This window comes from Pleomorphochaeta sp. DL1XJH-081 (assembly GCF_049310885.1).
Classification (GTDB): Bacteria; Spirochaetota; Spirochaetia; order Sphaerochaetales; family Sphaerochaetaceae; genus CAYZJV01.
Map to the genome: position 1 here is coordinate 38,511 of NZ_JBMDYO010000005.1, position 15,621 is coordinate 54,131.

The following is a 15,621-nucleotide window of genomic DNA, read 5'->3' on the forward strand; positions in this document are numbered from 1 at the left end:
CACTACTCACATCCCACCCTGAAATATCACCATTAAAGGAGGTTGCTCCAGAAAACATCTCTCCCATGTTCGTAACACTACTCACATCCCACCCTGAAATATCACCATTAAAGGAGGTTGCTCCAGAAAACATCTCTCCCATGTTCGTAACATTGCCGACATCCCATTCAGCAAGATCTCCATTGAAGGATATTGCTCCTGAAAACATCTCTCCCATGTTCGTAACACTACTTACATTCCACCCAGCAAGATCTCTATTGAAGCTTGTGGCGCCATAAAACATTTCTCCCATGTTCGTAACACTACTTACATCCCATCCAGCAATATCACCATTAAAGGAGGTTGCTCCTGAAAACATTTCTTCCATGTTCGTAACACTACTTACATTCCACCCAGCAAGATCTCTATTGAAGCTTGTGGCGCCATAGAATATACGGTACATATCTGTGACATTACTTACATCCCATGCTGCAATATCACCATTAAAGGATGTTGCTCCAGAAAACATCTCTCCCATGTTCGTAACATTGCCAACCTCCCATCCAGCAAGATCTCCATTAAAGGATATTGCTCCAGAAAACATCTCTCCCATGTTCGTAACATTGCCTACAGCCCAACTCGAAATATCACCATTGAAGGATGTTGCTCCAGAAAACATTTCTTCCATGTTCGTTACATTGCTGACATCCCATCCAGCAATATCACCATTAAAGGATGTTGCGCCATAGAACATACGGTACATATTAGTTTTTTTACGCACGTCCCAGCTTGAAATATCCTGATTAAAGGAGGTTGCTCTAAGAAACATGCATTCCATATCTGTAACGTTGCTCACATCCCAGCCTGAGATATCCTGATTGAATGAATATGCCTCAGCAAACATATATCTCATATTCGTAGCATTACTTACATCCCAACTCGAAATATCTTGATTAAAATTAGTTGCTTTTAAGAATAGCCCTGCCATATTCGTAGCATTACTTACATCCCAACTCGAAATATCCTGATTAAATTCTGTTGCACCAGCAAACATACCTGACATATCTGTAACGTTGCTGACATCCCAGCCTGAGATATCCTGATTAAAGATAGAAGACCCAGAATAACCCCAATAGCTTGGTCCTACAAACATCATGCTCATGTTCGTAACATTACCAACATCCCATCCACCAATATCACCATTAAAGGATGTTGCTAAATGAAACATACGTTTCATATTCGTAACATTACTGACATCCCACCCTGAAAGGTCTCCATTAAAGGATGTTGCAGATTCGAACATGAACCCCATATCCTTAACATTACTGACATCCCAGCTAGAAATATCACCATTGAAGGATTTTGCTAAAAAGAACATGTTGTGCATATCTGTAACGTTGCTCACATCCCATCCTGACATATCCTGATTGAATGAATATGCATTCCAGAACATAACGTACATATGTGTGACATTACTTACATCCCAACTCGAAATATTCTGATTGAAACGTCTGGCTTCATAGAATAGCCCTCTCATATCAGTCACTTTACTCACATCCCAACCAGAAAGGTCTCCATTAAAGGAATATGCATGATGGAACATATAGCTCATATTCGTAACACTACTTACATCCCACCCTGAAATATCACCATTGAAGGACCATGCAGATCTGAACATGTGGCTCATATCTATAACGTTACTTACATCCCAACCTGAAAGATCTTGATTAAAGGATTTTGCAACATAAAACATATACCTCATATTCGTAACATTGCTCACATCCCAACCAGAAATATCTTGATTGAATGTATAGTTGGAACTAAAAAGATTAGACATGTCGGTAATCAGAAAGGTATCGACACCTGTTACATCATCCCCATTCCTTATCATTCGTTGTAGTTCTGTTCGGGTAATGCCCCACCTCGCATACAAAGTTATATCTGAAGACACCACATCTATATCAAAATTCCATGCGTTAAGGCATTCACTTTCCTTATACCATCCACCAAATGAATATCCTTCTTTTTCAGGGTGACTGGGCTCTACAAACCCCGTATCCCTAGGTACCGCAACATCATCGACTTCGCTTCCTCCCTGACTGTCGAACGTCACTGTATAGCTGGCGACCCACTTCGCATATAGTGTATGATCGGACGATGTTTTTACTATCGTTGCACTATCTACCAGAGCTCCCGTTCCATTTTCTTCTGTGTACCACCCACCAAAGATGTACCCATCACGTTTAGTTGTCGCCAGCGTATTATAGGTTTGTCCGAAGGTCACCGTCTTACTAACAGGATTCGAAGCATCGCCTTCCAGTGCATCAAATATAACGGTATAAACAATTGGTGTCCATTTCGCGTATAACGTGTGATCAGCAGTGGCGCTTACCAGTGTGTCATTTTCCACCTTTTCTCCGGTCCCATCAGATTCCGTGTACCATCCTTCGAAGGTGTACCCATCTCTCGAGATATCCTCAAGTGTTCCGTACTCCATTCCGTACGTTACATTCTTCATTATTTGTTCCGAAGCACTTCCACCTTGAAGGTTGAACGTGACTGTATATTCAGCTGGAGTCCACTTTGCATGGACTTCAACATTGCCGACTGTTCCTGTGGTAATCTTTTCAACCAGCGATTCACATGCAGGTTCTGCATACCACCCGTCAAACTGATATCCCGTCTTTGTCGGAGCCTGGAACACCACAGGAAGATCAGCAACGCGGTACCCATTGAGATTTCCCTCGTGATTCGTTCCACCATCCAAATGGTAAGTGATCGCATAGTCTACCGGTGTCCACTTCGCATGTACCTCTAGGTTAGCGATAGTGCCAAGAGAAATCTCTTGTGTAGGATTTTCAAAACTTGAATCACAAAACCACCCGTCAAACTGATACCCCGCCCTTGTCGGTGCCAGGAATACCACAGGTAGATCTTCAACACAATATCCATTGGGATTACCCTCGTGATTCGTTCCACCATCCAAATGGTAGGTTATCGTATAGTCTACCGGTGTCCACTTCACATAAACCACCAAATCACCAGTAGTGTCCTGTGATATCTCTTCTATTGGATTTTCGAAACCTGCATCAGTATACCACCCGCTAAACTGATATCCCGCCCTTGTCGGAGCCTGGAACATCACAGGAAGTTCACCAACACAATACCCACTGGGATTTTCCTCGTGATTCGTTCCCCCATCTAAATGGTAAGTTATCGTATAGTCTACCAGTGTCCACTTCGCATGCATCTCCAGATCACTGGTAGTACCGAGTGGAATCTCTTCTATTGAATTTTCGAAACTTGAATCAGAAAACCACCCGTCAAACTGATACCCCGCTCTTGTCGGTGTTTGGAACACTATAGGCAGATCTTCAACACAATATCCATTGGGATTTCCCTTGTGATTCGTTCCACCATCTAAATGGTAGGTTATCGTATAGTCTACCGGTGTCCACTTCGCATGAATCACCAAATCACCGCTAGTGTCTTGTGGTATCTCTTCTATTGGATTTTCGAAACCTGCATCAGTATACCACCCGCCAAACTGATATCCCGTCTTTGTCGGTGTTTGGAACACTTTAGGCAGATCATCAACGCAGTATCCACTAGGATTTCCCTCGTGATTCGTTCCCCCATCTAAATGGTAAGTTATCGCATAGTCTTCCAGTGTCCACTTAGCATACAACATAATTGAAGCATTCACGCTATAGCTAGAACCGGCCTCATAGGTTCGACCATTTCCGTCCGGTTGGGTGTTCCATCCACCAAACGAATATCCAGTCTTTTCCAACCCACCGGTATTTCCTGCTAATGTTAATAATTTCCCGTGGATTTTCTCTTGTGCTCGGGGTACCGTACCTCCGGTAGCTCCATTCGCATCATAAGTCACTTGATATACTTCGATCTCATTCGAACAGGATGACAAGACTAGCCCAATCACCAACACGCACACCACCAGCATTACCACCATCAACTTGCTGCTTCCCCGCTCCAAACCGTTCTCCTTTTTCTCGCGCAAGACTCCATGGTGTGCCGCTTCGTCGTACCGTCCGCTTTGCTCAACAATCCCCTATCGTTACTTCATGACATATCGGATTGTGCCTTTCTGTAATCGATAGTAACCGATGACAATTCCTCGCTCAATAATTTTCTTAAGGGGATATTTGTTATACCATATTAAGTTAGCTTCATTCTTCGGGAGAAAGGTAATGGGTTTCTGCTAGAAACATCGTAAATACAGTACTCATGGACGTAAAACCCTTTCCGCTGCAAGAAATCGTTGAAGGCTTAGATCAAGGGCAACTCTCTAAAAGGTATTCTTTTCATAACCGCAATCTATCCAGCCCCATACGCTCCATGCTATACAGGACCAATCATGCCCTATGTAGAAAAACCTAAGCCCACAATTAGAGCCATCCCTCGAACCAAACTGCCTCCTCAGGCTTTCAAGCGTGTCGCTTTGTATTGTCGAGTTAGCTCTAAGATGGAACGACAACTGGACAGCCTCTCCGCCCAGATGGACATTGAGAAGCAGGACATCCTGGACCATCCGAACTGGGAATACGTCGACACCTACTCCGATATCAGCTCGGGTCGCAGCATCCAGACTCGCCCCGGCTTCAAGCGCCTCATGGCCGATTGCGAAGCTGGCAAGATCGATCTCATCTACACTAAATCGATCAGTAGATTCGGCCGCAATTGCGTCGACTTCCTGGTGGTGCTCAGGAGACTGAAGGAACTCGGAGTGGATGTATACTTTCATAATGAGGATGTGATGTTATCCAGTGAAGCGGGTGAATTGATACTGACACTCCATGCGGCCCTCGCTCAAGCAGAGAGCGAGGACAAGAGTACCAACATCAAATGGGGTATCAAGAGAAGTACCACGCATCCCGACTCCCCTGCCTTCTCCCGCACCTGCTACGGCTATGATCGTGATGAGCAGAAGAACCTCGTCATCAATGAGCACGAGGCCGATATCGTGAGAAGGATCTTCGGATGGTATGTGCAGGGATGGAGCATCGTGCGGATCAAGAAGGAACTGGAAATAATACGCATCCCGAGTCCCAAGGGAAAACGGAGATGGCCGGTCAGCACCATAGATGACATCCTCTCCAATGAAAAGTATACGGGAAACTCGGTCTATGGACTGACAGTGGGATCCGAGTATCCTGCGATGAAGAGGGTCAGCAACAATCCGGAAGAAATCCAAAGGTCCGAAAATCATCACCCTCACATCATCGAAAGAAACACCTTCGACCGTGTCCAGCAGATGAAGAAATCGAAAACCAATATCGAGCTTGATGAACACGGGAATAGGATCCGTAAGAGCACCCATTACAGCATGAAGCAAAGTGATAACAAGATTGAAGAGCTAGTCGAATAGAGGTGAAAAAACAACTTATTACTTTACATATGTTTACATATTCTCCAACAATAAATCTAAAGGTGTATCGCTTGTATCTCTTTTTCTGTAAACTACTTATTGTCTTTCCAGCCAAGCATAGAGGGAGGTCTTTGCGGACCCATTGAGACAAAGGGCGACAGCGGTCATCGTAGCACACAACCACCCCAGTGGTATGCTCATTCCCAGTACGGACGATATTAGGGTAACCCAGCGTCTTATCCAAGCTGGTGAGTTGCTTGGTATACGTGTATTGGATCATCTCATCTTCAGCGATGAATCGTTCAGATCGATGCTGGAGGAGAATGAGCTGAATTGCTAGTCATGAGGAGGAACCTATCACACTATTTTTCGTCTTATCATATGACAGAATGTGGGGAACGAGGATTATCTATCCAGAACCCGTTTTTCAAGAATCTAGGAAAAAAAACTAGCTCAGATGGGGAAAAGCAAGACATTGGACGCTGAAGAATGCGACGAATTGCTCATGGAAAAGATTCCCAAACCCATAATATTTGAAACTTGGTCGACAAGTCGACTAAGTTTCAGTTTTTTATTGCATTTTACTATTCGTTGGGATAGCATTGAGAAGAAAGTCGGTCGACATGTTGAGTCACTTTCTAAAGAGGAGTTATGTATATACAAAGAGATACGTATCTAGAACAGCTCAAAAATAGCAGATTTAATAGGCAGGTAAAGGTAATCACGGGAGTCAGAAGATGTGGGAAGAGCTTTCTCCTTTTCAGAATCTACCATGATTATCTGATAGAAGACGGTGTTAAGGAAGAGAACATAATCGAAATTGTTTTGGATGATGATGCCTATACTCAGTTATGTGACCCAAACGAGCTTTCCAAGTATATCCGCTCACGTGTAACTGAAAAAAATCAAAAATATTATGTGTTCATCGACGAGGTACAGTATGCAATTCCCAAGGAGGAAACAAGAAATTCTGACACGCCAATACGGCTCTATAGTGTTCTGAACGGGTTGATTCATCTTGGCAATGTCGATATCTATGTGACAGGAAGCAACTCAAAATTCCTTTCCAAAGATGTGATGACAGAGTTCCGAGGACGTGGTGATGTGATCCACATCTATCCATTGTCCTTTAAAGAATACTATGACTATGTTGGCGGAGAAAAAGCAGAGGCATACGAACAATACGCAATGTTCGGGGGGATGCCGTTTGTTCTATCGAAAAATACGGATGAGAAGAAAGCTCAATATCTTTCCAACCTGTTCTCCGAAGTCTATTTCAAGGATATAGTTGAGCGATATAGGGTTGATCTCGAATATATCCTTGCCCAGTTGACAGACACACTTTGTTCATCAATAGGCTCTTTGACTAATGCAAACAAAATATCGAACACGTTAACCAGTGTTGGAGGCAGAAAAGTTTCTTCTGAGACGATAGCTGCATATATCGGATACCTGTCAGATTCTTTCCTTTTTCGGGAAGCAAAGCGTTTTGATGTAAAAGGGAAACGTTACTTCCAGTATCCATACAAGTATTACTGTGCAGATGTAGGGTTGAGAAATGCACGGCTTAATTTCAGACAGCAAGAAGAAAGCCACATCATGGAGAACATCATATTCAATGAGTTGGTCTGTAGAAATTATAGTGTTGATGTTGGTGTTGTGGAGCTTACAGAGACAGCCAAAGACGGTATACGGCATCAGAAACAATATGAAATTGATTTCGTGGTTAACAAAGGGTTGACGAAGTACTATATCCAGTCAGCGCTGATCATGGATACTGAAACAAAGATGAAACAGGAGTTAAGGTCTCTACTCGGAGTCAATGATTCATTCAAGAAAATAGTCATTACCAAAACTCACGCAAAACCATGGACTGATGAAACAGGCATTCTCCATATAGGTCTCTATCAGTTCCTATTGGATAAAGATGTTATCATGTCTTGAGTTTCAAGATCCGAAAGAGCACCCATTACAGTATGAAATAGATCGATAATAAGGCCGTCGAATCGGTTGAATACATGATATAAGGTATTTTACTACATTACATATATTTATTGGATTGCAACAGTAAAACTAACGGTATATCCTACCTATTTCTTTAAAATTGAAGTACTTATTTCATCCCCATTGGCGTCGAGAGGGAGGTATTTGGCAATCCTCTCAGAGAGCGATCAACAGCAGTCATCTTAGCGCACCCCCCCCCAGTGGCATATTACATCCCAGTACTGATTATATGCGAGTGACTCAACGATTGATACAGGCAGGGGAGCTCCTCGGTATCAGGGTATTGGATCATCTTATATTCAGCGATGAATCATATCGATCGCTGCTTGAGGAGAATGAATTGTCATGATGTAGCAGACCGTACCTATGGTAATAGTCGTAAAAGTATCTCCAAATCGAGCTCCTGCCCATCAAATAGTGTCTACTAAAACGTACGCATAGCACATTTTTGCCTATTTACGTGAACATAGTGAAAATTCTTCCTGGTACCTATGTTTGTCTAATTATTGCTCTAAACCAGATTCACAGTTCGTCACCATATTTCCACATATTTTCTGCATATTATGTGATCTATATCACAATGTTTGATGTTATTATGTGATCTCACTTGACTTCTCTCCAACGTATCTCCTATACTACGATGGAACTCAGGGAGGCCTCGCATGGAACGTGACGCAATGCAGTCTTTGATCGCATGGAAGCAATCCCCGTATCGCAAGCCCCTGATTCTCCAGGGGATCCGACAGGTGGGGAAAACATGGCTGCTCAAAGAGTTTGGCCGCAGGTACTATGAAAGAGTCGCCTATTTCAATTTTGACGAGCATCCTGAATACCGGCAATTCTTCGAATCGACCAAGGACGTAACCAGGATTCTGGACAATCTTCAGTTCATCATCGGATTTCCTATCACCGAAGGTACCACCCTGATCATATTCGATGAAATCCAAGAAGCTCCCAACGTGCTGAATGCATTGAAATATTTTCATGAGAATGGAAAATCTTATCATGTTGCCTGTGCAGGATCCCTGCTGGGGGTAACCTTGGCAACGCCCTCATCCTTCCCTGTCGGGCAAGTGGATTTTCTGAAGATCCATCCAATGACTTTCAGCGAGATGTTGGGTGCGGACCATGAAAAGGGATTGCTGGACTATCTGGATGCCAAATCTGATTTCGATCCGATCCCGGAGGCATTTTTTGCTCCTCTAGTAGAACACTTGAAGAGGTATTTTCTCATGGGAGGGCTGCCCGAAGCGGTTGCACGTTGGGTGAACGAACGGGATAGCGGTCAAATTGATTCCATCCTGTATGCAATCCTCCAAGCGTATGAACACGATTTTGCGAAACATCCGGAACCGAGGGAGTACCCGAAATTGATTCAAATTTGGCGTTCGCTTCCTTCCCAGCTGGCAAAGGAGAATAAGAAATTCTTCTATCAACTCGTGCGTGAGGGAGCGAGAGCCAGAGAGTACGAGAATGCGCTCCATTGGTTGGTTTCGTCGGACGTGGTCACGAAGGTCTCTCGTTGCACCAAACCTGCACTGCCTCTCTCTGCGTACGAGGACCTGTCTGCCTTCAAGCTGTACACGGCTGATGTCGCATTGCTCCGAAGGCTTGCCCAGCTTGATAATTCCGCGTTCTTGCACCCCTCACGCTTGTTCACCGAGTTCAAGGGGGCATTCACCGAGACTTACATCCTACAATCATTGTCAGCTTCCTTTCCCGCATCGCTACGCTATTGGACCAGTAGCGACAACCGCTATGAAGTTGATTTCCTCCTGCAATACAAGAATCTGGTAATACCCATCGAAGTTAAAGCTGAAACCAACATCTCCAGCCCCTCGCTCAAAGCCATCAAGCGTCTCCATGGTGAAGACTTTCCGCTTCGCATTCGATATTCATTGCAGAATCTCAAACTTGATGGGGATGTTCTGAACATACCGCTCTTCATGGTTGATTGGAGCGAGCGGCTCATCAACCTTGCTTTGGAGAAGGCCATCTCGTGACTGACTTGAATCATACCTTTGCAAGATGGCGTGCCGATTCTCCCACACCAATAAGATGACATATTAAAGAGCCCAACATCGGGCTCGATGAGCACGGCAACAAGGTCAGAAAAAGCACCCATTACAGCATGAAACGGATCGAAGACAAGGAGGAGAGTCCAACCGAAAAGGTGTAGCTTAGGCTAATTTATTACTAAACGTATATTTGCTATTTTGGATCAATCAAACTTACTGTGTATCGCTAATATCTCTCTTACAAGAAACTACTTATTATCTTTCTAACCAAGCCTAGAGAGCGGTCTTTACGGACCCATTGAGACAAAGGGCGACAGCGGTCATCGTAGCACACAACCACCCCAGTGGCATGCTCAACCCCAGTACAGACGATATCAATGTCACGCAACGGTTATTGCAGTCGAGCGAACTGCTCGGTATCCGGGTGTTAGATCACTTGATCTTCAGTGATGAATCGTTCACATCAAAATTGTAAGAGAATTAGTTGACTTGATTTTATGCCTTATCGCAGAGTTAATCAGACAGTTAGTTTGCAACCATAAATGATAGAGAAGCGTCGATAATCCGGGAGGTCTCGTCGTTTTCTCCCGTCAGATCGAATGCGTGGTTCCCGGAGGTATGAACCTCTAGCTCAACTTCTCCACCCCGTTCCCGCAGACGCTCGACGAAGCGTAAAATTTTGTTTCCGTCCGCCCAGACATCTTTCTCTGCATATGAAACGAATAAGGGAATCGAAGTGTCGTGATCAGAGCGCAATGGGATATCACCGTAAAAAAACACACCGAATCTTGGTACCACACCGCCAAACTGTTCGTGACCGGCGCGAAACGCGTTGGCTGCAACAGCACAGCTGTTCGATGCGGCCCATGTACCAATGTCGGAAGGATCGATTCCGAACTCCGCTCCGTGTTCAGAAAGCCATTCCCCTATCATAACGAGACAGTCCCCGGGATGCCCATCGTTTTCATATGCAACAGCGATCAGACCATGTTCTGCAACAAGCCGTCCCCAGCCCAGCACCTGGTTCGAATGCATCCAGGGACGACCCTCTTCACGTCGAATCTGAGCGTCCGAATTTCCCGAGACGAACAGAACGGTACCAGGTTGACCGCTAATGTTCGAATCCGATGGATAGTATATTTCAATTGGTTTTCCGTTCGGCAACTGTGAAGTTGCGACGACAACGTCTGTTGGGCCTGATACGCCCACAACCGAACCGCACCACGGATCGAAGCCGTCCGGAAGGGCAACGCTATAATGCTCTTCCCACGGAACCTTTTCAATCTGACAGAATGCACCCTGTGTGAACAATAACAAAAATATGCCGGTAAGAATTAACTTGAAACGAGTGCTCATACGATACCTCCTCATGAATGGATGGTAGTTTCTTGTCGTACGAGATGCTTATAACTGGTTTAAGTATGAACCCATGCTGATGAAAGTCAACCTGTGGTTTTCGGAAGTGCAGGCTGTTGTGGATACTTTGGGATATTCTCCAAATCATTGTCCCATGAAGCTCTGCTCTCCATGTATATGTGTCCTTTAGGTGAAATACGGGGATCTGAATCCAATGATCCTGCTGGAACCACCAATAAGGAACCTCCCATTTGCAATGTAGGGAGTGCAGATCCACAATGCGGACAAAAACTCTTTGAATGATGAGTCCCTTCAACTCTATAGGTTTGCACTTGATCTTCCCCCGAAATCCATGTGAGCTTTGCTGAAGATGAAAATAAATTGGAAGCATGGGATGATCCTGTATCTTTTCGACAACGGGAACAGTGACAAAGATAGAAATCGTCAAACACCCCCTCAATTTCAAAAGCGATACGTCTACAAAGACACGAGCCAAAGTGTTTCATGGTTACCCCCTAGATTAGCCTGCCAATATACCATCAGGCAGACATGAACGCAATGCGAAGTCATTTATGCACTAAGAAGGATTCTCAATTCCAGAGTATCAGATTACCAGCGGTCTGTGAAACGATCGATAGCCAACACGCCAAGGGGAATATCCATTTTCATCCTCAAGTTACCCTGTGCGCTATAACCGATGAGTTTTATCGTGTGTTTCCCTGGAGTGAGTTCTATAGGAGCTAGTCTGTCCATCCCATTACTATAAATTGTTCTGATTCCACCCGTCCCCTCATGTATCAAAACCAACTTCAATACTTCAGCTTGCACATGTGAGATATCCAATTCATACGGCAATAAGACATCACGGTTTGAAATCAACTCCCACACCGTGTCACGACCACAGAACCCTTTGAATTCGATAGCAATGGAATCACCATCAACTGACGCGTTACGGATACGATAGGTATAGGTATCACCTATTTGGGAAATCCAGAACGGATCATCACAATACTCCTTTGAAAACCGTTGCCCACAACCATCTGAAACCAATGAACAGGAGAACCCAAATAACATCACAACTCCTACAAGCAAAATCAGCTTACCGTTACATCCAATATATTTCATACTGCACCTCTGCGACAATTCATGCCGCAAGGGGGCAAAAGTAACCATACGAACATATTCGTATTTACTTGAAAACACGACAATCTTCTTGCCTGACAACCACCAGGATGATACAGTCTTATCCAATGAAACATGTGATACTGCTCACCTACAGCATCATCTTCTCGACAGGTTTTGGAGCCCTCGCTGCATTACTAGTGCTCTCCATACGACTTAAACAACCGTTCACCAAGCGTATGGCAGTGGTACAAAGCCTCTTCATCGCGAGTCTTGCTTTGGTAGCAATCTATTACTATCTCATGCAAGTGTTGGAACTGGTGGGACCAAAACAAGAGCAAGTCGAGAACGTATTCGGTACCATCGGAACATTGCTGAATATGGGACTGTATATTGGTATGTGGTGGATTCTGGGTATACGGGAATTACGAAAGGGACACATCTCCCTGTATGCACGTATCAGCTGTCTGGGTTCCGTAGGGATTATGGCTTCTGCACTGATCGGTTCCTTCTTACCTACCAGTTTCCTCCATACTATGACTCCAAGGACCCTCTGGCAAATTTTCGTATATCTCACAGTGGCTGTAACCCTCTTGCTATTTGGCCTTACATTGGTGAGAGCCGATATGAAACAACAACATGGTGCTTATCGGCTACTGGTTCACGGTATCGGATATTGCTCGCTGGCCTTTGTTCCCCTAAGCCTATTAGAATTGTTGTTGAACAGATCTACCCAAAATTCATTATACCCACTTTCACTTGAGTACTTGTTCTATCTTGGTATCAATGTGATTGTTCTAGTATCATCCATCCGATCTTTGGCAAAAGATCCGAATAACGCGTCAGCTTTTGGTACCATCAATGAATCGGCGTGGTCACGATTCTCATTGACCGCGAGGGAACGAGAAATGGCAACTCTCATCGCCCAAGGGTTATCCAATAAAGAGATAGCCGGAAATCTTGGAATTTCGGAAGCAACCGTGCGTACACACATATACAATCTGTTCCAAAAAGTAGGGGCACAAAGTCGGATTGAACTGCTCAACCTTCTCCACGACTGAATAGTACGAAGCATTACGTAGCCACATAAATCTCGATTACGACGAAAGTCGGATTGGATGTATCCGTATCGGAGTACATCATCTTCATACCGACATCAGTTGGAAAGGAGATGAAAATGAGACGACGTTTGAAATGGACATTGTGGATTGTATTGGCGGTACTATCACTTCTTACCGTAGCTTCATGTTCGCATACCAGAAAAGTGTATAATGCGCAGGGAGATGAAATAGAACTTCAAGTGGATACCCGAGATACGGTAGTCATCAATGGAACCCGACAAACCATCTATCTGGCTGGCGCATCGAGGGAAAATCCAGTGATTCTCTGGCTGGATGGAGGTCCAGGAGGCTCTGAAGTCGGTTGGGTAAGACCGTATCTAGGTCCCCTCCATGAGCATTTTACGGTAGTGTGTTGGGATCAACGGGGAACTGCAGCGAGTTATCGAGCTGGTCGCGATGGACTTTCTGTACAACAATTTACAGAGGATGTGATCGCCCTATCGAAACTGCTGGCAGATCGATTCAACCAGGAGAAAATATTCCTTGTTGGCCATTCTTGGGGGTCGGTAATCGGTTTACTCGCCGCGCATCAGGAACCAGAACTCTTCTATGCATACATTGGGGCAGCCCAGCAAGTCAATGCAGTAGAGAATGACACTATTGGCTATGAGATGATCCTCAATGGTGCAAAGTCGGCAGGAGATGAAAAAACCGTAAAAATCATGGAACGCATCGGTTATCCTCCGTATAAGAAGACTCTCTCAGATGGAACTGTTGTACCCGATGGGGATGCCTACTACCAAATCTTGAGCCGATTATATCACTATAGTCCAACTGCTCCTGCTGATGTGAATTATCGTTCTGAGAAGATGTTCCTCGCTCCAGAACACTCATTTTTCGACCGAATCAATTTGATACGGGGCGTGATTCGGGGGGTGAAAAAGATATACCCGCAATTGTCCGAATTGGACTTCGAACGTGATATTACTGAATTGGAATGTCCTTTGTTTCTTATAAATGGACGCTACGACTTTAGTTGCGTTGCAACTATCAGCGAACGTTGGTATGAAAAAGTGGAAGCTCCAATAAAAGGATTACTCTGGATGGAAAATTCAGGACATAACGCAGTATACTCCGAAGCAGATAAGTTCATGCAGTACATGGTAGAGACAGTCAGACCTCTTTCAGAGTCCAATGGCGACTTTGCGGGTATCAAGAATCCTTAATCAAAATTCCTGTGTAATTCACTGCCGCTTTGTTGAAAGCGGCAAGTTCATATTAGAATTTACCATTATACAATTCGAACAGCTTCCTGACTCCTGAGAATTCATCAGGAAATCGATCCATATATGTATGACCAAAGGTGATCCACTCTCTTGACTTGTAGAACAGGTTGTTGTATTAAAAAGAGATATACTTTCATTTGCATGGAGGTAATGTATGAAATTTTGCGCATGGTACGCTATTGTCGTAGGGATCATGATGATTGGCCAGTGGTCTGTCTTTCTTGCTACCGGACAAGTTCCTGAATTGGAAAGCGAAGTCCTACGTATACTATTTCATCTTGTAGGAGAGGGAATAACCGCCATGGGTCTAGTTTGGGCAGGAGTTTCCCTGCTGCAAAAAAGTACCTATGCCCATGCGATTTACCTTCTTTTCAGCGGCATGTTGCTCTACTCAGTAATCGTCAGCCCTGGATACTTCGCCCAGTTGGGTCAGTGGGAGTTTGTAGCAATGTTCGCAATTCTCTGCATCCTCACAATCATCTCAACGGTCATAGTTGCGAAGGACTTTCTAAGACAGTCGGCCAATCCCCATCCTCAGGGTTAATCTTCAAGTAACTTTCAAGGATTACATAATGACGCCATAGTGGGGTTTTCAGACGCTTAGATTCTCTTATACCGTTGTTGACCGGATACACCCTTCTCTATCGCAAGAACGCCACAATCATGACTGCTGACATAACTGAGAAATAAAGAGCCAATAAGCAAACGGTCTCCACGTGATATCCGATTCCACAGGTATCCTTTAAACAGATCTCGTACAAGGAAGACCTCTCCACGCCTCAGGGATTGAGTCTCTTTTATCGCCGAATCCAACAACGCAGCCACATCATCCATTTTCAGCCTCCCCGCTTTTCAGGTTGATATCGTTCTTAATATTGATATTATGGATTCATGAGTGTACATTGTCAACATTCTTGCCAATTCTACAACCGCCCTTAAATAATTTATGGTATAACTGAAATAGTATGGAACATACAATACAGAGCAAAGAGCAGTTGAAAGATCTATGGACCAATATCTACAATACCGAGGGAAAACCCGACTGGTCGCACATCCTTCCCTACTATCATGAAGATATCCTATTTCGAGATAGCGTACAGATTATCCATGGGATAGAAGAATTCAAGGCTATGACTGAACGTCTGATTGCCCGCTCAAACGACTTAAAAATGGAAATAAACCATACTGCACAGAACGACAACACCATTTTTCTTGAATGGGAGATGACCTTGAGCTTCAAGAAATATCCGAATTCATCCATCTATGGATCAAGTCGGGTAACACTTGATGAAAATGGAAAAATCATCGAACAACGTGATTACTACGACCTTTGGGGAGACATTTTCGACAACATCCCTCGTTTTGGCAAAGCTTATAGGAAGTTCATGCATAAGAAATTCGGATAA

At 44.2% G+C, this 15,621-nt stretch carries 13 protein-coding genes and 2 pseudogenes; 10 read left to right on the forward strand and 5 right to left on the reverse strand.

The window, feature by feature from the left end:
• On the reverse strand, positions 1-4,000 hold a 4,000-nt coding region (locus ACODJP_RS09680; RefSeq protein WP_422480937.1), incomplete at its 3' end, for a BspA family leucine-rich repeat surface protein.
• Positions 4,001-4,357: 357 nt separating this feature from the next.
• On the opposite strand from ACODJP_RS09680, the gene ACODJP_RS09685 reads away from it, so the two are divergent.
• The 6 genes and pseudogenes from ACODJP_RS09685 to ACODJP_RS09710 form a co-directional block, all read left to right on the forward strand.
• The gene (locus ACODJP_RS09685; RefSeq protein ID WP_422480939.1) at positions 4,358-5,368 is read left to right on the forward strand and encodes a recombinase family protein; all 1,011 of its coding nucleotides are present in this window, start codon (positions 4,358-4,360) and stop codon (positions 5,366-5,368) included.
• A 133-nt stretch (positions 5,369-5,501) separates the two neighbouring features.
• Positions 5,502-5,708 (forward strand): annotated as a pseudogene (locus ACODJP_RS09690) (JAB domain-containing protein); the annotation flags it as partial.
• A gap of 311 nt (positions 5,709-6,019) precedes the next feature.
• Positions 6,020-7,312, forward strand: a complete 1,293-nt coding sequence (locus tag ACODJP_RS09695; protein WP_422480941.1) for an ATP-binding protein — start codon at positions 6,020-6,022, stop codon at positions 7,310-7,312.
• A gap of 160 nt (positions 7,313-7,472) precedes the next feature.
• Entirely contained in the window at positions 7,473-7,721 is a 249-nt protein-coding gene (locus ACODJP_RS09700; RefSeq protein ID WP_422480943.1) for a JAB domain-containing protein, read from the forward strand.
• A 313-nt stretch (positions 7,722-8,034) separates the two neighbouring features.
• On the forward strand, positions 8,035-9,375 hold the full coding sequence (locus tag ACODJP_RS09705; RefSeq protein WP_422480945.1) for an ATP-binding protein: 1,341 nt from the start codon (positions 8,035-8,037) through the stop codon (positions 9,373-9,375).
• Positions 9,376-9,679: 304 nt separating this feature from the next.
• Positions 9,680-9,865 (forward strand): annotated as a pseudogene (locus tag ACODJP_RS09710) (JAB domain-containing protein); the annotation flags it as partial.
• A gap of 50 nt (positions 9,866-9,915) precedes the next feature.
• Here the strand turns inward: ACODJP_RS09710 and ACODJP_RS09715 are convergent.
• The 3 genes from ACODJP_RS09715 to ACODJP_RS09725 form a co-directional block, all read right to left on the reverse strand.
• A complete protein-coding gene (locus ACODJP_RS09715) occupies positions 9,916-10,746 on the reverse strand; it encodes an alpha/beta hydrolase (protein ID WP_422480947.1) in 831 nt (276 codons plus the stop codon).
• 86 nt (positions 10,747-10,832) lie between these two features.
• A complete protein-coding gene (locus ACODJP_RS09720) occupies positions 10,833-11,252 on the reverse strand; it encodes a GFA family protein (RefSeq protein WP_422480949.1) in 420 nt (139 codons plus the stop codon).
• A 103-nt stretch (positions 11,253-11,355) separates the two neighbouring features.
• Positions 11,356-11,871 carry a hypothetical protein gene (locus ACODJP_RS09725; protein ID WP_422480951.1) on the reverse strand — a complete coding sequence of 172 codons (516 nt, stop codon included), beginning with the start codon at positions 11,869-11,871 and terminating at the stop codon, positions 11,356-11,358.
• Between the two features lie 125 nt (positions 11,872-11,996).
• Between ACODJP_RS09725 and ACODJP_RS09730 the strand changes: the two genes are divergently transcribed.
• The 3 genes from ACODJP_RS09730 (at position 11,997) to ACODJP_RS09740 (ending at position 14,759) form a co-directional block, all read left to right on the forward strand.
• The gene (locus ACODJP_RS09730; RefSeq protein ID WP_422480953.1) at positions 11,997-12,929 is read left to right on the forward strand and encodes a helix-turn-helix domain-containing protein; all 933 of its coding nucleotides are present in this window, start codon (positions 11,997-11,999) and stop codon (positions 12,927-12,929) included.
• 116 nt (positions 12,930-13,045) lie between these two features.
• Entirely contained in the window at positions 13,046-14,155 is a 1,110-nt protein-coding gene (locus ACODJP_RS09735) for an alpha/beta hydrolase (RefSeq protein ID WP_422480955.1), read from the forward strand.
• Between the two features lie 214 nt (positions 14,156-14,369).
• The gene (locus ACODJP_RS09740) at positions 14,370-14,759 is read left to right on the forward strand and encodes a hypothetical protein (RefSeq protein ID WP_422480957.1); all 390 of its coding nucleotides are present in this window, start codon (positions 14,370-14,372) and stop codon (positions 14,757-14,759) included.
• Between the two features lie 56 nt (positions 14,760-14,815).
• On the opposite strand, the gene ACODJP_RS09745 is transcribed toward ACODJP_RS09740, so the two are convergent.
• On the reverse strand, positions 14,816-15,049 hold the full coding sequence (locus ACODJP_RS09745) for a single-stranded DNA-binding protein (protein ID WP_422480959.1): 234 nt from the start codon (positions 15,047-15,049) through the stop codon (positions 14,816-14,818).
• A 131-nt stretch (positions 15,050-15,180) separates the two neighbouring features.
• Here ACODJP_RS09745 and ACODJP_RS09750 point away from each other — a divergent pair, with 131 nt between their 5' ends.
• Entirely contained in the window at positions 15,181-15,621 is a 441-nt protein-coding gene (locus ACODJP_RS09750; RefSeq protein WP_422480961.1) for a nuclear transport factor 2 family protein, read from the forward strand.